Raw genomic sequence first — 22,336 nt, forward strand, 5'->3', positions numbered from 1 at the left:
GGCGGATTCAATATTTAATGTTCGGCATGGTCAGAACTTCGCTTTTTCAACCGCTGCGACCGATATGACGGACAGTAATGGGGTGTTGTTGCTCGTCCCGCAGTCCGGTTCGCGATCAGGTCGCTCGCAGAGTTTGTGGGATGCCTATTTAAGTCGCGGTGTCGATTTTTTAGTCGGTTTGCCGGAAGCTGATACCTTGCTGCTTATCGATACCAATCAGCAGCTGCTGATGTTGGCTACCGATCCGATTGGTCTCAGTAACATCTATTACGCAGAAATCGCCGATGGCCTAATATTCGGTTCAAGTGCCGATTTTGTAGTGCGTCATCCTCAGGTCAGTAACGACATTGCGCCGCAAGCGGTATTTGATTACATCTATCTCAACCATTGTCCCAGCCCTACAACGATTTATCGGCAAGTTAAAAAGCTGGAAGGTGGGCAGTGCTTGGTTTATCACAACGGACGAATCAGCTTAAAACGCTATTGGCTACCGGTATTTCGTGAGCAATCCTGCAATTTGCATCAAGCCGGCCTGGAATTGCAGCAGCAGTTAATCGAAGCGGTCAGAAGTATGGCCGATACTGAAGACAATACCGGCGCGTTTCTGAGTGGTGGGCTGGATAGTTCCAGTGTGGCGGGGGCCTTGGCAAAGGTATTTCCAGGCAAGGCGAAAACCTTTTCGATGGGTTTTGACGCTGACGGCTATGATGAAATCGAGTACGCCAATATTGCAGTGCAACGTTTCAACACGCGGCAACACCAGTACTACGTCACGCCCGAGGATACCGTTAATGCCGTGCCGGCAATAGCGGCTTACTATGATGAGCCGTTTGGGAATGCGTCTGCCTTGGCAGCGTATTATTGCGCCAAGTTGGCAAAGGATCATGGTGTTGACCGTTTGCTAGCGGGTGATGGGGGGGACGAGATTTTTGCGGGTAACGAGCGCTATGCCAAGCAAATGTTATTCGAGAGTTATCATCGCCTGCCAAAATTCCTAAGCGCTGGCCTCGAAGCAACATTAAATAACTTGCCGGATGTAATAGCCAAACAGAAACTACCGTTTAAGGCAAAACGCTATATCGATCAAGCGAACGCAGCGATGCCAGACCGCCTCCAGGATTACAATTTTTTGCATAGGCATGCTGCGGCAGACATTTTTCAAGCTGATTTTTTAGTGGAAATTGATACTTCTGCGCCCTTACGCCAGTTTAGGGAAGACTATTGGCGGCCGGAGTCTGCTAGTACCTTGAACCGTATGTTGTATCTGGATTGGAAAAACACGTTGCACGACAACGATTTGGTCAAGGTAAATAGAATGTGCGAAATGGCAGGCGTTGAAGTCTGCTACCCCTTGTTGGATAGACGCATTCTCGACTTGTCTTGCCGAATTCCATCCAATGACAAGTTGCGAGGGCAAAAGCTGCGTTGGTTTTACAAACAGGCCATGGTGGATTTTCTTCCGGAGCGGATTATCAATAAGCCTAAGCACGGCTTTGGATTGCCTTTCGGCGTTTGGCTGAAGGACCATCAGCCGCTTAAGCAACTGGCTTATGGCGCAATAAATGATTTGAAGCGGCGCGAGTTTTTTAAACCGGATTTTTTGGATCATGCTATCGAGATGCATCAAAGTGTGCATGCCGCCTATTACGGTGATTTAGTGTGGATGTTGATGATGCTGGAGTTTTGGTTTGCCGGTAAGAGTTTGTAGTCAACCAATCCCCAAATTATTTAGCGATTTACAGGGGGGGGTGACAAAAAACGTCAGTTATTAACAAAAACTACTTTTTTGATAAGGTTGTGGCTACAGGAATATTGCATTTTTTTATTTGTTAGGGCGTTGTGTAAGGCTTTGAAATGTATGTGGAATAGGCTTAATTTTATCGTTTTATTCTGTTCGGAAGATAATTGGCATGCTAATTGTTAATAAGTCTGAGAGTTTTAAGTTCCGTTCATCATAAAAAAGAAGGTGGTTATGAATAAGCAAATGCAAAAAGTGCAACAAGGTTTTACCTTGATCGAATTAATGATCGTAGTTGCGATCATCGGTATCTTGGCGGCCATTGCGATCCCGGCTTACCAGGATTACACAGTTAAATCCAAAGTGTCTGAAGGTCCAAGTTTGGCTTCACCAGCGCTGACTGCCGGTGGCGTGGGTTGTAGTGAAGTAACACTGGGTGTGAGTACAACAGGCAACGCGACTTTCGGTTTGGCTCAGCCAACTTCAATCGTTGGTAAGTATGTTACGTCTGTTCAGATTACCTCTGCGTCCACGGGTAGTGCTAGAGTAACAATTTTGTACACAACGGGCGGTGCTTTGGGTACAGACGTGGTGAGCGGTGCCAATAAACTAGTTTATTCAGGTCAATGTGCAACTGGTGTTGGCATGCAATGGACTGTTGACAATACAAACAGTACCTTGCCAGCAAAATATCGTCCAAAAAGCTAGTAATTAGATTTTTAACGGTATGCAAAAGGGGCTTACAGCCCCTTTTGTTTTTTTGGTATGTCTTTTCAGTATAAATTATGACGATCTGGTTGGGGTGTACGCTCAGAAGAAGTTGGCAAAGTGATTGGGTCAAATTGGGTTTAATTGGCTTTCTGATTTTAATTGTCTATTTTCCTGGTCGGATGGGTCCGTTTATAGCCGATGATTATCCGAATATTCTGCAAAATAAGGGTGTGTTACTGACTCATCTTAATTTCAGTGAGCTAATGTCAACATGGAGCTCAAATGCCAGCGGGGTTTTTAAACGACCTTTAGCCAATGTAAGTTTTGCGTTGAATTACTATTTCGCAGGTCAGTACTTCGATCCTATCGCGTTTAAGTTGACGAATATTGCTATTCACGTTGTCAATAGTGTTCTAGTTTTTTTTCTCAGTCGATTGCTGTTTAGCGCAACTGCTCAAAACTATCCTGCACAAAAATTGGCTTTAATGTCAGCATTGATATGGGGATTGCACCCGTTGCAGTTAACCTCTGTGCTTTACGTCGTGCAACGAATGAACAGTTTGTCCTGTTTTTTTATGCTGACAGGTTTTTTGATTTTTTTAAAGGGTAGGCTTCAACTAGAAAAGCCTTTCAGTATTTTGTTGATGCTGGTTGGTTCTCTGTTCGGCTCCGGGTTGGGTATTTTGGCTAAGGAAAACGCTCTACTATTACCTCTGTTGATAGTTGTATCTGAGATTCTGCTGCCATCGATTCCCAATGATACTTCCCGTGTACGTGTGCAAGTGTTCTATGCAATAACTGTGGTCCTACCAGTTTTCGTGGCAATCATTTATTTATTTAGTCACCCGGAATACGTATTGGGCGGATATGCGACACGCAACTTTACTCTTGCTGAACGAGTAATGACTCAGACCAGAGTGTTGTTTTATTATTTGAGCTTACTGTTTTATCCGGACAATACCCAGCTCAGCTTCGACCATGATGATTTCTCCTTGAGCAAGAGTTTGTTTCAGCCGATCAGTACCTTTTATTCTGTCATAGGTATTCTTTGCTTACTGGTACTCAGTGTATTCAATTGCGTACGCAAAAAAACGCCATTTTTTAATTTTGGTATTCTTTGGTTTTTGGTTGGCCAAAGTATGGAGTCCAGTATTTTTGCGCTGGAATTAATTTACGAGCATCGTAATTATGTACCCAGTATTGGGTTGGTCATCGCAACAGTTGCGTTGACCTATAATATTTTTTCTAAATTAATCAGTGAACAGTTATTAAATATTCTATTCGCTGTAGTCGTGTTTAGTTTGGGGCTAGCTACTTTTTCTCGTGCTTCAATTTGGTCAAGTTTGGACGCTTTAAGTTATTTTGAAGTGCGCAATCATCCGACGTCGATCAGGGCAAATAGTCTCTATGCCCATAGTCTTGAAGTAAAACTTGGGCCGAATCCCGAAAGTTACCGTTATTATTTATTGGCGGCACAAGGTAATGAATTAGAGGTTGCTACTTTGGTTCAAGTCTATATGGAGTTGAACAAGCTTCTTTACTTTCAAGATGCTAAAAATGATCAGCCAGGAATTGCCATGCCAAAACGTTATGACGATCCGCTCATACTGGATAGCCACTATATGCAGGCGTTGAAATCGTTGGTGCATCAGGAGGTTCTGGCTCGTATCGCCAACAAGGCTTACTCGGTGCGAACATTGGTAACGTTGCGGTTGATGACAAGCTGCCTTCTCAATGCTGAATATCAGTGTAAGAATATTTCAGAGGATGTGATGGAATGGACGGACGCTGCCTTGGCGCAGCCCGATTTTTCCGACAGATTGGTGCTGTATATCATCAAAGCCAAAATATGTTTTTTTCAAGGCCATATTGAAGAGGCTTTTGCAAATGTTGATAAAGCCATTGCGCAATCGCCTGACAGAATGTATTTCTACATTGAGAAAGCCGATTTACTCATTCACCTAAAGGAATATGACACAGCGGAACAGGTGATCAAAATGGCTGAGGGTCGAGGCGTTGCAAATGGCTTTGATAAGCAAGAGTTCAGTACGCTCCGCCAAAATATTGCAGTACTAAGCCGTTAGTCCTTCTACTAACTGGTCGCTTTGCCGAAAAATTCAGATTAATCAGCGCGCCTGAGTCAAATTCACTAAAATACCCGCATAGATTTTCAATCTGATTTGCTTGGATTAGCTTAATGCTATTCGAGTTTGAGCAAATTGCCACCAACAGCCCTTAAAGCCTGGGATTATGCGGATACTCAATATAGTCTTCAAAAACATCAACTCTCTGGAAGGCGAAGGCCGAGTCGATTTCGAGCAAGGACCTATCGCCGACAGCGGTGTGTTTGCTATCACTGGTCCCAACGGCTCCGGTAAGACCAGTATCCTTGATGTGATTACGCTAGGCCTATACGGAGAAACTTTTCGTTTCGACAAGCCTGCCGAACATGTAATTACCAAGCAGGCAAACGATAGTTATGCACAGGTTGAATTTGCTTTGGACGGCGAGAGGTTTCGTTCCTCATGGCAGGTAAAACGGCCTGCTGACGCAAATCAAGATCAGGTTTTACAGCCGGAAATGAGCTTGACTAAGTTAAACGATGATTCGGAGTTACTCGCCAGGACACCAAATACAGTTCGGACCAAAATTGCCGAGTTGACGGGCATGGACTTTCATAAATTCAGCAAATCCATGGTTTTGCCGCAGGGCGACTTTGCGGCTTTTCTAAATGCGCTAGATAGCGAGCGCATGGACATTCTGGAAAAAATCAGCGGTACCCAGATCTATGTTGAGTATCGGAAGCGGACTGAAGATAACTTTCATTCATCGCTCAGTCGTTTAACGCAACTACAACAGGATATTGATCTGATTCCTTTACTCAGTCCGGAAGCCTTGCAAGCCGGTGAACAAGACTTACAGGATTTCAAGGATCAAGTTGCTGAGTTAAAAAACCAACAAAAACAGTTGCAACAGCAACTACTGACAATCGAAAACATTCATTCGCTAGAAGGACGCCAAAGACAACTTCTCGAACAGTCAGAGAAAGTTGAAGCGCAAATTAAGCTTTTACAAGACGATTTACAGAAAATTGCCGATTGTCAGCAAGCGACACAGTTTCGCGAAGAAGTAATTTTATTGGACGGTAAGCAGGGACAGATTGTCCAGAGTCAGGCTACCTTGGATGCTTATCGTCAGGAGCTGAATGCGCTACAGCGCCAACTTGGCGAAGACGTCAGTAACGCAATCGTCCCAAGCCTGAATGGTAAAAGCGTAGAGGAGCAAAAACAGGCTATTGACGCGCTGAAATTGAAAGTGGGTGATCTCAAGCTGGAGTTGCCGCGTGAAGCCGAACTGGTGCAGACGCTGCAACAACAATTGGACGAAAGAAAGGCCAGTCTTGCGGAAATAGACGGCTGGTTGCAAGATCATCAGGTGGACGCTAGTTTGCAGTCTGACTTTCCCGATGTCGTGCAGTTACGTAATCTCCGGACAGAATTGGCGGAGTTGGCCGGTAAGCAGAAGACACAAGCCAATTGGACTAAAAACACGACTGCGGCGCTGAAAAAAAACCAGACTGCTTTGCGCGATACTAAAACGGCGGTTGCCGATTTGAATGAGCGTATTGAAGCTGCACGTAAAACCCTACTGGAGTTGGCGCAAGGTAAAAGTTTCGAGGAGTTGAAGGAGTTACTGGTAGAGCAGCAAACACGGGTCAATGATTTTCAGGAACTGCACTCGCTGGCTGCGGTTAATGCCAAATTTACCAAAAAAAGTTTTTTTAGTTGGTTCTCTCGTAATAAAGCGCCGGAACTGCCCGATGAGACCCGCTTGCAAGCCAGGCTGGATGCACTGCGAGACGAGATGGACCGTGAAGAAAATATCGGCAAAGCCTTGGAGCAAGCTGTGCTTAATGAGGCATTGCTGAAAAAATTTAGCGGTGATCGCGGCAAGTTAGTTGATGGTAAACCGTGTTTTTTATGTGGCTCCTTAGATCATCCCTATGTTTCTAAACCGCCAATCCAAACCAACTCTAAAAAAGCCTTAGTCGATCAGCGCGGCAAGATGCAGGCCTTAAAAGCTGCTATGGATAGTGTCTCCGGGCAGTTGGCAGTGGCAAAAAAGCAAGGTAGTCAATTGTCAGCGCGGCAGCAAAGATTGCAGCAAATGCGCTCGCAATGGTTGGTTTTGAGCAACCGTTTAAATGCCGTCAGTGCGGAGTTGGACATCAATAATTTGTCTTTGCAAAAACGCTTGTGGGACGCAGAAGCCCAGGAGTTGGAGAAAATCAAAAACCTGGTCAATGATCACGCGCAGTTACAGCGTAATGTGGCTAAGTGGACGGCCGAGCTAGAAGCCAAGCAGGCTTTGGTAGAAAAATTAACGGCGTCGGTGGAGCAACTTGATGCCACTTGGCGTAATCGGCCTCAGGAATACATCGAATCCGAACAGCTTTTCGCTAGTCGTACGGCGGAGCAAAAGGCGCTTGTTGATAAACTGGAAAAGCAGTTGGCTTTATTGGGTGAGAAGTTACCAGGAAAAGGCAAAGAAAATATAGTCTTCGATAAGCTCAATACTCGGCGCCAGGATTACCAAATCCGCGAGTTACGTCAGAAGGGCTTGCTGGAGGAAGTTGCTAGCTTGCAAGATAGACTGCACGCTAGTCAGGCAAAAATAGCCAGTTATCAGGAGCAGATGGCAGACGCTTTGACTAGCTTGCAAACGGAAGAATCGCTGGGTTTGCATCTAGTTATCCTGGAGAAGCAAAAACTCATCGTCGAATTGGAGCGGCAAATAGCCACCCAGCAACTTGAACTAGATGCAATGCGGCGAGTATTGGCTAATAAAATTGCGGGTGGTGTTTTTACTGATGTCGATAGTTTACGGTCGGCTTTAGAGCTGATCGATAGGCGGGCGGAAATTGAGCAAAAGCTGGAACAGCAAAATACGCAATTGGCAGCAATCTGCGAAGAACTGGCTAAACTGTCAGCCGATTTACAAAATGAATTGGCGGTTATGCCGGCCAATTTAAACGAAGCCGATCTTTTGGCAATCCAACGCCAGCTATCCCAGAAAATCGATATTGCCGAACAAGAAGTGGCTACGTTGGAAACTAAGCTGGATAAACAGTCAGCTTATCAAGAAAAATATCAGAGCCTTCAGGCGCTTTTGGCTGAGCAAAGGGTGATACATGCACAAGCCGAAGCGGAAATGAAGTTGATTAATGACGAGCAGGGTGGTTTCCGGCGGCGTATTCAACAGTTGTTGGTGGATAATTTGTTGTCGGAAGCCAACCGGATTTTGGAAAAACTAAGCGGACGTTACTATATTCGCAGTTTGGCCAGTGATAATGGTTTGGCGCTAGAGGTTGAAGATACCAAACAAAAAAATCTACGGCGATTGCCGAAAACCTTGTCTGGCGGGGAGAGCTTTGTGGTCAGTTTGGCTTTGGCCTTGGCGCTAGCTGAGATTGCCAACAACGGTAAGGCGATCGATTCACTGTTTCTGGATGAGGGCTTTGGTAATTTAGACGCGGAAGCCCTGTATCTGGCAATGAGTGCCTTAGAAGGCTTGAAGACTCAAGGGAAAACGGTCGGTGTAATTTCCCACGTCGAAGGGGTAAAAAAGCGCATCAAAACGCAGATTGAATTGGTAAAAAAAGCCAACGGTATGAGCGAATTGAAGATGGTTGCTTGATCTGACGGTGGAGTAGGTGAACGCTCCACCACAAAATTAAGTAATTAATTGCTGGGGCGGAAGGCTTTGCCGTAGGTGGTTTCCGCGTTGAAATTGTCCCACACATATAAAGGATGAACGATAGGCTGCGTAGGGATTGGCGAGGAAACTAAATCCAGCACGCCGACGCCGATTCTTCCACCCATGTTCAATAACCCTTTAAACGTACCGCCGATAAAGCCGTAAATAACATTGCTTTGATTGTTGATTAAAATAATGTTTTTCGGTATTTCCAGGGAAGATGTGGCGATGTTGGCAAGGCCGGTGGTCAGTTTTCGCCCGAAGGTTTGGCCATAGGTTTCGGCTTCTTCCGCCTGGGTTGGCAAGCTCGTCAATAGAATGGCTGCGGATAAAACAGTGGCCAGGGTGCGAGTGTTTCGATTCATAACTGATCCTGTATATTAGAGCGGATGTGAGTATCTGTTGGTCGAGTCGGCTTTACCGCTTCGACCGACAATCGCTCGAAAGTATAGCAGAGCCCTGGACTGTTTACTTTTTCAGCGCCTTGGCAAATGCACTGCTCATGCTGTTCTGTAGCGCGGGTTGTTGTTTGGGTTTATGAGCAGTTTTTTGCGGTTTTTCTTTTGGAATAATCTCACCGGCATCCAGGTTTTTTCGCATGCTGAGAGAAATACGCTGCCGTGCCACATCGACTTCCAGTACGCGCACTTTTACCATATCACCGGTTTTTACGATGCTACGCGGATCTTTAACAAAGTCATCCGCCAAGTGTGAAATATGCACCAAACCGTCTTGATGTACGCCAATATCAACAAAAGCACCGAAATTGGCGACGTTGGTCACGACGCCGTCTAACGTCATGCCCGGTTCAAGATCGGTAATTTTCTCCACGCCATCCTTGAATTGCACGCTTTTAAACTCCGGACGCGGGTCGCGGCCTGGTTTTTCCAGTTCCTGCAAAATATCCGAAACGGTGGGAACGCCAAAATTGGCGTTGGCATAGTTTGCCGGATTCAGGCCGCGTAAAAACTGGCTTTGGCCGATCAAGTCGCGGATTGATTTGCCCGTATCATCCAGGATTGCATTGACCACGGGGTAGGCTTCTGGATGCACGGCAGATGCGTCTAGCGGGTTGTCGCCGTTCATGACTCTGAGAAAGCCGGCTGCTTGTTCGAACGCTTTATCGCCTAGGCGCGGCACTTTTTTCAGCTGATTGCGGTTCGCAAACGGGCCATTCGCATCGCGAAACGCAACGATGTTTTCGCTGATGCTGCTGCTTAGTCCGGATACTTGTTTCAGCAAAGCTACCGAAGCTGTGTTTACGTCTACGCCGACCGCGTTCACGCAATCCTCTACCACGGTATCGAGCATACGAGCCAATTGCACTTGGTTGACGTCATGTTGATATTGACCAACGCCTATCGATTTTGGATCGATTTTCACCAGTTCCGCCAGTGGGTCTTGTAGTCGGCGGGCTATCGATACTGCGCCGCGTAATGAGACGTCGAGGTCTGGAAACTCCTTGGCAGCCAGTTCCGATGCCGAATATACCGACGCGCCGGCTTCGGAAACTGTGATTTTTTGAAAATTAAGGTCTTTATGTTGCTTCATCAAGTCTGCAACCAATTGATCAGTTTCCCGAGAAGCGGTGCCGTTACCGATACTCACCAGTTGTACTTGGTGCTGCTTGATCAATTTAGCCAGAACTGCTATCGATTGATCCCATTGGTTCTTAGGTTGATGCGGGTAAATGGTTTCTGTGGTCAACAGCTTGCCGGTTGCGTCAACCACAGCAACTTTGACGCCTGTGCGAATGCCGGGGTCCAGGCCCATGGTCGCTTTGGGACCGGCTGGCGCCGCCAGCATCAAGTCGCGCAAATTGCTGGCAAACACTCTAATGGCTTCTTGCTCGGCGGCCTCGCGCAGTCTCAGCTTTAGATCCATATCGATACGGGTAAATAGTTTGATTTTCCAGGCAAAGCGGGCGGTTTCGGCCAACCAGGCATCGGCGGGTTTTTCTGTGTCTTTAACTTGCAGGCGTTGACTAACGAATTGTGAACATAGCTGATGTTCTTCTTGATCCAGTTCCGCCGGTTTTAGGGTTAAGGATAGTAAATCCTCGTTACGACCGCGGAACAAGGCCAAGGCGCGGTGAGACGGAATCTTATTGATCGCTTCGCTATAGTCGAAATAATCCTTGAATTTTGCTGCCTCTGCTTCCTTGCCGGTCACGACGCTAGCGTGCAGGATGCCCTTATTCCAAACACGTTCGCGTAATTCAGCAAGTAGTTCGGCATCTTCGGAAATACGCTCCATGATGATCTGACGGGCGCCCTCCAGGGCCGCCGCGACATCCGCGATACCTTTTTCAGCATCGATATAGCTAGCTGCGATTTGTTCGGGGATTAGGTTGCGATTATCTAAGATGGCGTCGGCTAATGGTTCAAGACCGGCTTCGCGAGCAATTTGCGCTTTGGTGCGGCGTTTAGGCTTGTAGGGTAGGTATAGGTCTTCCAGAAGCGTTTTGGTGTCGGCGTCGAGTATTGCTAGTTCCAGTTCCGGGGTGAGCTTTCCTTGCGAGCGAATGGTGTCGAGAATTGAGTCGCGGCGGCTGTTAAGTTCCCGCAAATAAATCAATCTTTCCTCAAGATTTCGCAATTGCGTATCGTCCAGGCCACCGGTTACTTCTTTGCGATAGCGGGCTATGAAGGGCACCGTGGCGCCATCGTCCAATAGGGCGGCTGCGGCGGCGACTTGTTGCGGCTTAACTGAAAGTTCTTCGGCAATGCGTTGGATAACGTCCATCTGTAGCTTAAATAAAATTGGTATAAAGGCCCAATTCTACATTAGCGTGGGTTCTTGAAAAAGCGAACTATCAGAAATGGAGTGAGAAACTTGCGGGCACAAAAAAGGCGCCAGCTGAATTTTCAGCTGGCGCCTAAATTGCTAAGCAAAAATTATTTTGCTTGGCTTAAAACGTCGTTATTAAAATCTTTATGCTTTGCCAAAACTTGGGCTTCAGCTTGGGCAGAAGTTTCGCCGCTGTATTTGAGATGTTTGGTTTCATCCGCTTTCAGCAAAACGACGCCAGCAATAGCAATTGCAGTAACAACAGCAACTACAGTAAAGGTATTGTCTTTTTCTTGTTCAGCCATTTTTATAATCCTCATCTTGTTGTTGTAATAATTAGCCCTAAACGGGGCAACTCGAGTTGTATGTCGAAATTAGTATTATTGTTGGTCGACGGTGCATTTTTTACACTCAAAACTGTTTTGTGTCAAAACAATATTTTTGCGATTATTCGTTTTGACTGATAGGTATTTTATTTTTCTAATAAAATCAATTTATTATGGGCTTTTCTTTTGGCTGAAAAGTACCCGGTTTTGATGCGATGCTGTTGCTGCGTATCTGTTTCGGCGTGGTTTGCTATGCATTTATGCCGTATGCCCGAAGCCTGCATTGCGGCGGCAAGTCGAGAAATATTGTGGGAAATTCCTATCGTTTGTCGAGTGTTCTGCGGGGTGATGAAGAGAAAGGAGGTATGGTTAACTTCGGCCATCGTGCAGGTTGCATGATAGGATTGGAATTTGAATCTGGCAGTCTGTTTGTTCTTACGGCGTTGTGTTGTTCGAATGGAGGCGGCTCGAAAATAATCTTTAGCTAAATTTGGGGTACTCATGCTTAAACACATACATCTTCTTTTCGTGGCAGTTTTGGTCGTCAGCTTTATTGGGCGAGTGGTGCTTGCCGAGCTAAAGCCAGCCCTTTTGGAGCAGAAATGGCTAAAAATTGGTCCGCATATCATTGCGAGTTTGGTCTTGTTGACCGGATTTTCCTTGGTTTTCCAAGGAGGTTGGTTATCAGCAGAATTTGCTTGGATTGTAGCCAAGCTATTGATGTTGATAGTTTACATTGGCTTGGGGATTGTGGCGATTCGCCAATCGGGACGTTCGCGATGGTTGGCTTTTGGTGGCGCATTGATTTGTTTGTATTACATCTCCAAGGTTGCTGTGACTAAGCAGGTTTTTTTCTTTTTTTAAGTGTTGTTCTATGCGTTGGAGTTTGTCCGCGAGGCCTTGTGTTTCTTAGAGAGTAGATAAATTTGGCTTGCGAAAAATAGTTATTGACAGATTGTGAAATTTGTAGGCTAACGAAAAAAGCTTGTCAAAGCGTTTTTATTCGGATAACCTCAAACCTCCTGTCAATACTCAACGTAAGGAGGGTAGGATGCGAAAAACGAAATTGACGGCAATATTATTGCTTTCAGCGAGTCTAGCGTCTTTTAGCTCTGTAGGTTTAGCGAAAACAGAAAGGAACGGTTTTCTTTCCCTTGAACAAAGCGGCGTCGCATCGTATTACAGCGACAAAATGCATGGTCAGCGGACAGCAAACGGTGAATTTTATGATAAAAACGCATTAACTGCGGCTCACGCGAGCTTGCCGTTTGGTTCTTTGGTGCGTGTCGTTAATCTTAGTAATAATCGTAGTGTCGAGTTGCGGATAAATAGCCGCGCTCATAAAGCCAATAAGCGGCTGCTTGATGTGTCCAAAAGGGCTGCCAGCGAGCTTGGTTTTATCCAAGCAGGCTTGGCGAAAGTCAAACTTGAAGTTCTGCGTGTAGGCGACGCCTAAGTTGCCTGTAGTGATGTAATTCGGTCTACGGGTCGGATTACATCGTCCTCGCTTATTCTGAAATCTCTCAAACTTACTTGTTAAGCGGTTTCTTTAATCGCTTTAAAGCCGATGTCTGTTCGGAAATACACGTCCTGCCAGTTGATTTGTCGGCATAGCTCGTAGGCTTTTTCCTGGGCTTGAGCGATGCTGTCGCCCAATGCGCACGCGCATAATACTCGGCCACCGGCAGTGACTACTTGGCCTGCAACTTGTTTGGTGCCGGCGTGAAACACCTTAAAATCGTCACCAATATTGCTGCCCGGTAATCCGCTGATTGGATGGCCTTTGGCGTAATCGTCGGGATAACCGCCGGCTGCGAGTACGACCCCCAATGAAGGGCGTTCGTCCCACTCCGTAGTCGTATGATCAAGATTTTTATCTATGGCTGCCAGACAAAGTTCAACCAAATCGCTTTTTAAACGCATCATGATCGGTTGGGTTTCCGGATCGCCAAAGCGGCAGTTGTATTCCAACACTTTGATACTACCGTTCTTGCCTATCATTAGGCCGGCATAGAGAAAGCCGGTATATTCGTTACCGTCTTCACGCATGCCTTGCAAAGTGGGCAAAATTACCTCATCCATGACGCGCTGGTTAATTTCTGGCGTCACGATAGGTGCGGGAGAATAGGCCCCCATGCCGCCCGTGTTGGGACCTAAATCGCCGTTGTCGCGAGCCTTGTGATCTTGAGATGTTGCCATGGCCAAGGCATGCAAGCCGTCGGCGATAACGATAAAACTGGCTTCTTCGCCAGCCAAAAATTCTTCAATCACAACCCGATGCCCGGCCGTGCCAAACGTATTGCCGGCTAACATGTCTTGAACCGCGGCAATTGCCTCTTGTTCGGATTGGGCGACGATTACGCCTTTACCGGCTGCCAAACCATCGGCTTTGACAACGATGGGTGCGCCATTTTCGCGGATATAAGCGATTGCCGGTTCAACTTCTGTAAAACTTTCGTATGCGGCTGTGGGGATGCCGTGGCGGATCATAAAATCCTTACAGAAGGATTTGGAGCCTTCCAACTGCGCGGCTTGAGCAGTCGGCCCGAAGCACTTCAAACCAGCGGCGGAAAATCGGTCAACGATGCCTTTGACTAAGGGTACCTCCGGTCCAATGATGGTGAGCTCTATGTCTCGGGCTTGAGCGAAACTCAATAAACCTTCGATATCGTCGGCTTGAATGTCGACATTGTCAATGCCGGGTTCAAGAGCTGTACCGGCGTTACCCGGCGCAACGTAGACGTTGCCGGCTTTTGCGGATTGCCTGACTTTCCAGGCCAAGGCGTGTTCTCGGCCGCCACTACCTACGATCAAAATGTTCATATTAGCTTGTCCCGTATTAATGTCTGAAATGCCGCATGCCGGTCAATACCATTGCGATATTGTGTTCGTCGGCGGCGGCAATCACTTCTGCATCGCGCATCGAGCCACCTGGATGAATAACTGCGGTTATGCCGGCCGCCGCCGCCGCGTCGATGCCGTCGCGGAACGGAAAAAAAGCGTCGGAGGCCATGACCGAGCCGGGCACGGTTAAGCCTTCGTCGGCGGCCTTGATGCCGGCGATTTTTGCCGAATAAACTCGACTCATTTGTCCGGCGCCAATGCCGATGGTCTGGCCACCTTTGCCATAGACAATTGCGTTGGACTTGACGAATTTGGCAACTTTCCAGACAAACAGTAGGTCCGCCAATTCTTGTTCCGTGGGTGCGCGTTTGCTGACTACTTTCAAATCGGCAGCACTGATCTTCCCGGTATCCTTGTCCTGAACTAATAAGCCGCCTGTGATGCGTTTAAAATCTAAAGCTGATTCATGGGTATTTGTCCAATAGCCGGTTTCCAGCACCCGGACGTTCTGTTTTTTAGCCAACGCCGCTTGCGCACCCGCTGATATGGCCGGCGCGATGATCACTTCGACGAACTGGCGTCCTGCGATTTCCGCCGCAGTCTTTTCGTCCAATTCGCGGTTGAAAGCGATAATGCCGCCAAATGCGGAAGTCGGGTCGGTCGCGTACGCCAGATTGTAGGCGTCGAAAATGTCACCGCTTACCGCAACGCCGCAAGGATTGGCGTGTTTCACGATCACGCAGGCCGGTTGGTCGTTAAACGCTTTGACACATTCCAATGCCGCATCGGCGTCGGCAATATTGTTGTAAGACAATTCCTTGCCTTGTAACTGTTTGGCAGCGGCTATGCTGCCGGCGGGTGGATTTTTTTCACCATAAAATGCCGCGTTTTGATGGGGATTTTCACCGTAACGCATGCTCTGCAGGCGGTGGAATTGCAGATTTAGGGTTTCCGGGAAATCGCCGCTATCGACGACTTTGCTCAGGTAAGCGGCAATCATCGTGTCGTAACGCGCAGTATGCTCGAAGCTTTTTAGCGCCAATTTAAAACGGGTGTCGTGGCTTAGGGCGCCGGCATTAGCTTGTAACTCGGCCAAAATTTTCGGGTAATCGACCGGATCGACAACGATAGCCACGTCGTTATGGTTCTTGGCTGCGCCCCGGATCATGCTGGGGCCACCAATGTCAATGTTTTCTATCGCGGTTTCCAAGTCGCAATCGGGTTTTGCGACGGTTTGTTCGAAGGGATACAAGTTGACCACCACCATGTCGATAGCTTTGATGCCGTTTTCGGCCATCACAGCATCATCAATGCCGCGCCGACCTAGAATGCCGCCGTGAACTTTGGGATGCAAGGTTTTAACGCGGCCGTCCATCATTTCCGGGAAGCCGGTGTAGTCGGAGACTTCGGTAACGGCAATATTATTGTCGACCAGCAGTTTGGCCGTGCCGCCGGTAGATAGTAGCTCGATGCCCAGGTGGCTGAGTTCTCGGCAAAATTCCAGAATACCGGCTTTGTCGGAAACGCTGACCAATGCGCGGGTCACTTTTTTATTTATGCCCAAAGTGGGATTCATGCAAACCTCAAGAAAGGGTAAAAAGAAGGGTTGGAAATTAACCTATGCCGTAATGTTCAAGCTTTTTGCGTAAGGTGCTGCGGCTGAGGCCGAGGATGATCGCGGCTTTGCTTTGATTGTAATCGCAGTGTTTCAGCGTGGTTTCCAATAAGGGTCTTTCCACTTCTGCTAACACCAAATGGTATAAGCCGCTGGAATCGTGCCCGTTTAGGTGGGCGAAATAGTCTTCGACGCAATGACGGACATGGTCAGACAGCGTTTGCTCGCTGCCGGTGACTTTATGTGTAAGATGTTTTCCCATCTAGGCGGCTCGTGGTGTCAGCAAATTGAAAGAGGCGTTGACGAGCGCGAGTTGCCGCGCAGCGTGTTGGGCTTGGTTAATTGCAGTCTTTTGGTCGGCAGGCAGATTGCCGAGATGATCGAAATACCAGCCGATGTGCTTGCGGGCGATTCTAACACCACTGTCGTTGCCATAAAAACTGTATAAATTTTCCAGGTGCCGGTTGATAACGGCTTTGATGTCGGTCAAGCTAAGTGGTGAATATGTCGTGTTGCTGAGATGGGCGACTAGGTCATTAAATATCCAGGGTTTGCCTTGCGCCGCTCGCCCTATCATCACCGCGTCGGCTCCCGTATATGCCAATACCTCACTGGCTTTAGCGGGGCTATCGATATCGCCGTTTGCGATAATCGGAATACTGATACTTTGTTTGACCTGTTTGATGGTGTCGTACTCAGCATGTCCGGAAAATTTACAGGCTCGGCTGCGCCCGTGGATGGTGAGCGCTTGAATGCCGCAGCTCTCAGCAATCTTGGCGATGGTCGGCGCGTTTCTATTGGCTAAGTCCCAGCCGGTACGAATCTTGAGGGTTACCGGGATTTCCACGGCATTGATTACCGCGTCTAAAATTTTAGCTACTAATGACTCATTTTTCATTAGCGCTGAACCCGCCGCCACCGAGCACACTTTTTTTGCCGGGCAGCCCATGTTAATGTCGATAATCTGGGCGCCTCGGTCCTGATTCAATTTGGCCGCTTCAGCCATTTGCCGAGGGTCGGTACCCAAAATTTGCACCGAGCGCAGGCTAATGTCGCCGTTGTAATCGAGCTTTTTCAGGGTGCGCGGGTGGTGCTGCAAGCTGCGATTTGAAATCACCATTTCCGACACCGTGAGGCCCGCTCCAAATTCGCTGCAGATTTGCCGAAACGGCGCGTCTGTAATGCCTGCCATAGGCGCTAGTAATACTGGGTTGGGAAGTTCGTAAGGGCCAATTCGCATGAAAAGCCAAGCTAGTCGAAAAAGGCGGCAAATGATACCCGAAAACGCGCGGATTAACGATGGCTGAAAGAAAGTTCTTGAAAATCGTTGTTAGCGTTGATTTGGGAGTAAGTCCTGAGTATTAGTTTGGCGTTTAAATCTCCTGTGACTATTATCGCCACGAAATCCACGGATGAAGTAGAAGCGTAGACAATCGGCGAGATTTCCAGATTCGTTGAAGAGGATTGCATCGCTTGCCTGCGATGAAGTAGTCTTGGCCGAACAATTATGGAGTGAGATTCAATGGATAAACAAAGCTCAAATACTGTTTGGCATCATGCCACCGTAACACGTAGCCGCCGAGAAATTTTAAACGGGCACAAATCGGCCATTCTGTGGTTTACCGGTTTATCCGGGGCAGGCAAGTCAACTTTGGCTCATGCCGTCGAGGAGCGGTTGTACCAATTAAAGTGTCGAACGTTTGTGTTGGATGGCGATAACGTTCGCCAAGGCTTATGTGGCGATCTGGGGTTTAGTCATCAAGACCGGCAGGAGAATATCCGTAGAATTGCCGAAGTCGCCAAATTGATGCTGGAAGCCGGTACGATAGCGTTAACTGCCTTTATTTCGCCCTTCCGGGCTGAACGGCAATATGCGCGAAATTTGGTACCGCACGGCGATTTTATTGAAATTTACTGCAACTGCGATTTGTCCGTGTGTGAACAGCGGGATGTAAAAGGTCTATATAAAAAAGCGCGGCAAGGCGATATTAAGCTATTCACCGGCATATCTTCTCCTTATGAAGTGCCGGAAAACCCCGAGATGATAGTAGGTACCGGAACGTATGAGTTGGAAGCCTGTGTCGACCAAGTCATGAGCATGCTCGAGCAGCGCGGTGTTATCGCCTCTACTAAAGGCGAAATGTAAAGTGAATATCGACGTATTTAATGGCGATGCAGATGGTATTTGTGCGTTGCTACAGTTGCGATTGGCTTTTCCCAAGGAGTCTGTGCTTGTTACTGGGGTCAAGCGCGACATTGGTTTATTAAGTCGAGTTTGCGCTGAGGCAGGCGATCAAGCAGTTGTGCTCGACATCTCTCTGGATAAGAATCGCGTACCGCTATGCGAGCTTCTTAATAAAGGTGTCAGTATTTTTTACATGGATCACCATTATTCAGGTGAAATTCCCGTTCACCAAGGTCTGACCCCTTTAATAAGCACTGATGCCAACGTTTGCACAAGTTTATTGATGAATATTTATTTGAAGCAACGCTTTGCCGAATGGGCTGTGACAGGGGCTTTTGGCGATAATTTGGATGCTTCGGCAAGAGAAGCCGCTAAGTTACTTAATTTAACGGCCCAAGAATTGCTTAAGCTACAGCAACTGGGAATCGCTATCAATTACAACGCTTACGGTGCGAGTATCGATGATCTATATTTTGCTCCGGATGAGCTCTATAGGCAGCTGGAAGGTTTTATATCGCCGTTTGACTTTATCCGGGATAAGGCGGAAATTTGTCAGCAATTATTTAATGGTTATAACGAGGATATGAGTCTAGCGGCGCAAGTTGATGCTGAATATCAGACCGACAGTATCTCGGTAGTTATTTTGCCTGATGAAAAGTGGGCAAGGCGGGTATCTGGTGTATGGGGAAATCAACTGGCTAATCAATATCCGAATAGGGCTCATGCAATCGTTAGCAACAATCAAAGAGGAGGCTATCAAATTAGCGTTAGAGCCCCGATAAATAATAAAGTTGGTGCCGATGTGTTATGTGCCTTATTTTCGGGTGGCGGTCGTAAGGCTGCGGCAGGTATTAATCATATTCCATACCAGCAGTTGACCAATTTTGTAGCGGCTTTTCAAAGCCAATATCAATGAGCCAAGTTTTTTGTGAAAAATAGCTTATTAATTGCTTGTGTTGTTTATACGATTTTTGTCGTTTACGGCAGTTTGGTGCCATGGCAATTTAATAGTATTTCGTTAAGCGATGCTTGGTTTCGTTTTCAGAATATTGAATATTTGACCCTGGGTATTGCGTCAAGAGCAGATTGGGTTGCCAATATTCTGCTATTTATACCGCTTGCCTTTCTTTGGCTGGGTACGCTTTCCCTAAAGCAACAATTTGTTGGTAGGTGTGTGTCGTCAGTTTTTGTATTGATAGTCAGTTTTTTGCTTTGTTCGACTATCGAATTTACTCAGTTATTTTTTCCTCCCAGAACGGTGTCGTTAAACGACATAATAGCCGAAACTTTGGGAGCCGCCATTGGTGTTTTTGCGTGGTGGGTTTTTGGTGGGAGATTTGCCAATTGGTTTGAAAATTGGCAAATAAATAAAAACAATTCAGTCCCCTATTTGCAAATCTATTTGGGGTGTATGTTTTTTTACAGCGTCATGCCGCTGGATTTAACCCTAAGTCCTGTTGAGTTTTATCATAAATGGCATGAAGGGCGCGTTATTCTACTGCCATTTTATGGGTTAAAGGGAGAAGCTTTTCGAGATATATATGACTGCTTGTCTGATGTCATATTATGGATGCCAATTCCTTGGCTATGGTATAAGCTGAAACCTTTGAGTAAAGTTGATCTATTAAAAAGAGTTTTTTTCTCGGCAACTATAATTGAGTTTTTTCAGCTGTTTGTATATAGCAGGGTTACCGATGTTACGGATATTTTGCTTGCGTTGGTGGGCGGTTTTATTGGCGTGCAATTGATAACTTTAGGTTTAAATAGGCTTGCTTTGGTCGGAAGTGCTAGTGAGTTGAAAAGTTATCATAGGTTCACTGTTTTGTATGCGTGTTTAGCGTATTTTTTATGGGTATTAGTTGTAGGATTTGTATTTTTGTACCCTTATGATTTTGAGTGGAGTTATATAAGACTTTCAACTTGGAGTGATAAGTTTCTTAGAGTGCCTTTTTATGCATATTATTATGGTACCGAATATAGGGCTGTTACAGAGGTTTTTCATAAAATTTTATTTTTTATGCCTTTTGGTTTGATAGGGTATTCTTTTCAGTATTTTAATAGCCGTAATCAAGCAAGTATCATTATTTTGGCTGTAATAGTGATGACGGCTCTGAGTATTGAATTTGCACAATTGTTTTTGCCAAATAAAAATGTTGATATAACAGATGTTATTTTAGAATCTTTTGGAGGGTATCTCGGTTATTCGGTGGTCAAGCTGCTGCAACTTAATAGACCTGCTTTGCCGGAGCCTAAAAACAAGCTGGGAAATGAGGTTTTTTTTGCGATTTCAAGGGGGCAGGCTAATTTTGCTGAAGGCTCGGCTTCCGTGAGTCGTCCAAGAAATATTACGAGCTATACAAGTGGGATTCCCCTATTTTTGCTGGCAGTGGGGTCTGTATTTGTGACTTTGGGTGTGCTGATATTTGTCAGTGGCTCTGAGGCTATGCCTTACAATGTGAGGGAGTTATTTTCGAAAGAATACCGAATCATCAGTGCTTTAGGCATAGCTGTATTGATTTATTGGTGCTTTGCATATCCGCTATTCTCTTTGATGAATATTTTGAAAAACGGTAGGGGAGAAGTTTTTTTTTATGCTCGTTTTTTAGCGGTACATACTCTGATAGCGTGGATGTTGGTAAGGGTTATTGTTCCCCTTGAAAGTATACATGATGTGTTGGGCTCTCCAATTTTGAGTATCCCCGCAGAGCTAGAGCTAGCGTTTCGGTTTTTAGGTTTGTTTGGTGTATATTCATTAATCGCATTGACAGCCACTCATGCGGCGCTTTTTTGGGTGGTTTCAACTCGGCAGTTGGTGCGGCTTTTCGTTTTAGGCTTCTTTTGGATATTATCGTTACTGCCGTTTGGGTATTGGGTCGTGGTTATTGAAGCTGCGACGGATAACCTAACAGAGTTAATGACCAATAGTGGATATTCTTTCGCGGTCATCTGTATTGGTATTTATTTTTTTCTGGTCGGTTGGCTAGGTTCGTCCATTTTATTTTTAACAGTTTTTAATAATCGGCGCATTATTGTTGTCGGATTTTTATTTATAACTTCTTTTCCATTAGGCTATCAGTTGTTAAGTTGGGGAACGGAGCAGTTTATTCTAAAGTATGATGCTGTTTTTTCAGCTATGCAATTTTTGTTAAGTACTGATAGAAGTCATTTAATTTCAGGCGATATATTAATGGCGCGTTTTTTTATGGCGCACTTTGGACTGGTTTTATTGGTTTTTATGGCTCAAATCCCGCTGTGTATGATTTTTCGTAAAGTGGTTGCGTCAAAATATTCAGCGAAGCCCATGTAACGAAGTGCTTAGTGGTGTTTTAGTTTTTCAGATGGCTATTTTAGTTTTTATTATGTTTTTTAAATTGATACGTATTTATGCGCTTGGGTAGTCTTGCATGATATTTAGAGCTTTTCCATTCGCAATTGTGCTGACGGCATTATTGAGTATGTTCTTTACTAATGTGGTTGCGATGGGTGTCCAGGCTGAGCTTGTCGTAGATGACGTTAACGTGAAAGACGACAAAGAGAAGACTCAAACAGCTTCAGATGGAGTTAAAGATATACTAAGTTCGGTTGATCTTAAAAAAGATATTGCTAAAATTCATAGTCATGAAATAGCTGTCCAAAATATCAGGGCCAAGGTTTCTCCAGACGAATTGGCTGTTGACGATTCTTCGATCTCACGACCTATATTTCGACAGCAGGAAAACATTAATAAATCTGCGCAGTTTTCCTTCTTTGTTCCAGATTTTTCTGATGCCGATTTGGTTAGGGGGAGGGGTGGCTATAATTACTCCGATGATGTATTTTCCTCTAAAAAACTCCTAGACGAACTACGGGATAGTCTTGGGGAAGGAATATATAGCAAATTAGTTTGGACCTATTACGATCTCAAAGACCTTGACAGCAGGATATATGCGAGCATGGTCGGGTATGATTTAAGTGGCAGTAATTTGTTGGGAAAATTACAACAGTTTATCGGGGTGGATGAGAATTTGAATGCTATGATAGTTTTCAAGAGCACTATTGGAATAACTCCTAAACCTGAGGGTGCTGGTGATAGGATAAATCAAGATTCTGGTAGAAATTCTAAGGTTATACTTGACTTCTCTCAACGTAATTTCGCCAGAAAAGAAGAGGTTGATACTGGGCGACTTCAATATATTTTAAAATACTTGACGATAAAGAATTTTGTATACAGCTTATTGGCATTAATGGGGTTTGGTTCGGTTTGGCGGATGTTTAGGTTTTTTGTTAAACAAGATTTAAGATAACTGCTCCTAAAAAACATCCTGATTACCCATAAACCTCAGCAACTTTGAGGCCTCCTGCAAGTCCAACGAAAGCCCCAACCTGACTGG

The 22,336-nt window shown here is 45.9% G+C and carries 18 protein-coding genes and 1 pseudogene; 11 read left to right on the forward strand and 8 right to left on the reverse strand.

Going from position 1 to position 22,336, the window contains the following annotated elements:
* Positions 1 to 64: 64 nt before the first annotated feature.
* The 5 genes and pseudogenes from DDY07_RS01335 (at position 65) to DDY07_RS01350 (ending at position 8,146) form a co-directional block, all read left to right on the forward strand.
* Positions 65 to 1,708 (forward strand): asparagine synthetase B, encoded by a 1,644-nt coding sequence (locus tag DDY07_RS01335; protein WP_253734375.1) that lies wholly within the window; start codon positions 65 to 67, stop codon positions 1,706 to 1,708.
* A gap of 276 nt (positions 1,709 to 1,984) precedes the next feature.
* Positions 1,985 to 2,098 (forward strand): annotated as a pseudogene (locus DDY07_RS23985) (prepilin-type N-terminal cleavage/methylation domain-containing protein); the annotation flags it as partial.
* Between the two features lie 3 nt (positions 2,099 to 2,101).
* A complete protein-coding gene (locus tag DDY07_RS01340) occupies positions 2,102 to 2,446 on the forward strand; it encodes a pilin (protein WP_276308166.1) in 345 nt (114 codons plus the stop codon).
* A gap of 77 nt (positions 2,447 to 2,523) precedes the next feature.
* Positions 2,524 to 4,533 carry a hypothetical protein gene (locus DDY07_RS01345; protein ID WP_133120721.1) on the forward strand — a complete coding sequence of 670 codons (2,010 nt, stop codon included), beginning with the start codon at positions 2,524 to 2,526 and terminating at the stop codon, positions 4,531 to 4,533.
* Positions 4,534 to 4,699: 166 nt separating this feature from the next.
* Positions 4,700 to 8,146 carry an AAA family ATPase gene (locus DDY07_RS01350; protein ID WP_171694519.1) on the forward strand — a complete coding sequence of 1,149 codons (3,447 nt, stop codon included), beginning with the start codon at positions 4,700 to 4,702 and terminating at the stop codon, positions 8,144 to 8,146.
* 44 nt (positions 8,147 to 8,190) lie between these two features.
* On the opposite strand, the gene DDY07_RS01355 is transcribed toward DDY07_RS01350, so the two are convergent.
* The 4 genes from DDY07_RS01355 to DDY07_RS01370 all read right to left on the reverse strand — a co-directional run bounded on the left by DDY07_RS01355 (position 8,191) and on the right by DDY07_RS01370 (position 11,825).
* Positions 8,191 to 8,571, reverse strand: coding sequence for an exosortase system-associated protein, TIGR04073 family (locus DDY07_RS01355; RefSeq protein WP_171694520.1), 381 nt, complete (start codon positions 8,569 to 8,571; stop codon positions 8,191 to 8,193).
* Between the two features lie 103 nt (positions 8,572 to 8,674).
* Positions 8,675 to 10,951: a Tex family protein gene (locus tag DDY07_RS01360; RefSeq protein ID WP_171694521.1), complete on the reverse strand. Its 2,277-nt coding sequence runs from the start codon at positions 10,949 to 10,951 to the stop codon at positions 8,675 to 8,677.
* 152 nt (positions 10,952 to 11,103) lie between these two features.
* Positions 11,104 to 11,301, reverse strand: coding sequence for a hypothetical protein (locus DDY07_RS01365; RefSeq protein WP_033155670.1), 198 nt, complete (start codon positions 11,299 to 11,301; stop codon positions 11,104 to 11,106).
* Positions 11,302 to 11,468: 167 nt separating this feature from the next.
* A complete protein-coding gene (locus DDY07_RS01370) occupies positions 11,469 to 11,825 on the reverse strand; it encodes a hypothetical protein (protein WP_171694522.1) in 357 nt (118 codons plus the stop codon).
* Between DDY07_RS01370 and DDY07_RS01375 the strand changes: the two genes are divergently transcribed.
* Complete coding sequence (locus DDY07_RS01375; protein ID WP_171694523.1) at positions 11,824 to 12,186, forward strand: SirB2 family protein; 363 nt, start codon at positions 11,824 to 11,826, stop codon at positions 12,184 to 12,186. The genes DDY07_RS01370 and DDY07_RS01375 overlap by 2 nt on opposite strands.
* Before the next feature lie 187 nt (positions 12,187 to 12,373).
* Positions 12,374 to 12,778 carry a septal ring lytic transglycosylase RlpA family protein gene (locus tag DDY07_RS01380; RefSeq protein ID WP_064010231.1) on the forward strand — a complete coding sequence of 135 codons (405 nt, stop codon included), beginning with the start codon at positions 12,374 to 12,376 and terminating at the stop codon, positions 12,776 to 12,778.
* An 80-nt stretch (positions 12,779 to 12,858) separates the two neighbouring features.
* On the opposite strand, the gene purD is transcribed toward DDY07_RS01380, so the two are convergent.
* The 4 genes from purD to dusB are packed head-to-tail and all read right to left on the reverse strand — an operon-like array spanning position 12,859 to position 17,021.
* Complete coding sequence (gene purD / locus DDY07_RS01385; RefSeq protein ID WP_171694524.1) at positions 12,859 to 14,145, reverse strand: phosphoribosylamine--glycine ligase; 1,287 nt, start codon at positions 14,143 to 14,145, stop codon at positions 12,859 to 12,861.
* Positions 14,146 to 14,161: 16 nt separating this feature from the next.
* Complete coding sequence (gene purH, locus DDY07_RS01390) at positions 14,162 to 15,742, reverse strand: bifunctional phosphoribosylaminoimidazolecarboxamide formyltransferase/IMP cyclohydrolase (RefSeq protein ID WP_171694525.1); 1,581 nt, start codon at positions 15,740 to 15,742, stop codon at positions 14,162 to 14,164.
* Positions 15,743 to 15,779: 37 nt separating this feature from the next.
* Positions 15,780 to 16,043, reverse strand: a complete 264-nt coding sequence (locus DDY07_RS01395; RefSeq protein ID WP_020485063.1) for a helix-turn-helix domain-containing protein — start codon at positions 16,041 to 16,043, stop codon at positions 15,780 to 15,782.
* Positions 16,044 to 17,021, reverse strand: a complete 978-nt coding sequence (dusB, locus tag DDY07_RS01400) for a tRNA dihydrouridine synthase DusB (RefSeq protein ID WP_171694526.1) — start codon at positions 17,019 to 17,021, stop codon at positions 16,044 to 16,046. It abuts the gene before it with no gap.
* Between the two features lie 282 nt (positions 17,022 to 17,303).
* On the opposite strand from dusB, the gene cysC reads away from it, so the two are divergent.
* The 4 genes from cysC to DDY07_RS01420 all read left to right on the forward strand — a co-directional run bounded on the left by cysC (position 17,304) and on the right by DDY07_RS01420 (position 22,249).
* On the forward strand, positions 17,304 to 17,927 hold the full coding sequence (gene cysC, locus DDY07_RS01405) for an adenylyl-sulfate kinase (protein ID WP_171694527.1): 624 nt from the start codon (positions 17,304 to 17,306) through the stop codon (positions 17,925 to 17,927).
* 1 nt (position 17,928) lies between these two features.
* Positions 17,929 to 18,882, forward strand: coding sequence for a DHHA1 domain-containing protein (locus DDY07_RS01410; protein WP_171694528.1), 954 nt, complete (start codon positions 17,929 to 17,931; stop codon positions 18,880 to 18,882).
* Positions 18,883 to 18,894: 12 nt separating this feature from the next.
* Positions 18,895 to 21,273: a VanZ family protein gene (locus tag DDY07_RS24385; protein WP_171694529.1), complete on the forward strand. Its 2,379-nt coding sequence runs from the start codon at positions 18,895 to 18,897 to the stop codon at positions 21,271 to 21,273.
* Positions 21,274 to 21,370: 97 nt separating this feature from the next.
* Entirely contained in the window at positions 21,371 to 22,249 is an 879-nt protein-coding gene (locus DDY07_RS01420) for a hypothetical protein (RefSeq protein ID WP_171694530.1), read from the forward strand.
* Positions 22,250 to 22,336: the final 87 nt, after the last annotated feature.

The organism is Methylomonas sp. ZR1 (genome assembly GCF_013141865.1).
Lineage (GTDB): Bacteria > Pseudomonadota > Gammaproteobacteria > Methylococcales > Methylomonadaceae > Methylomonas.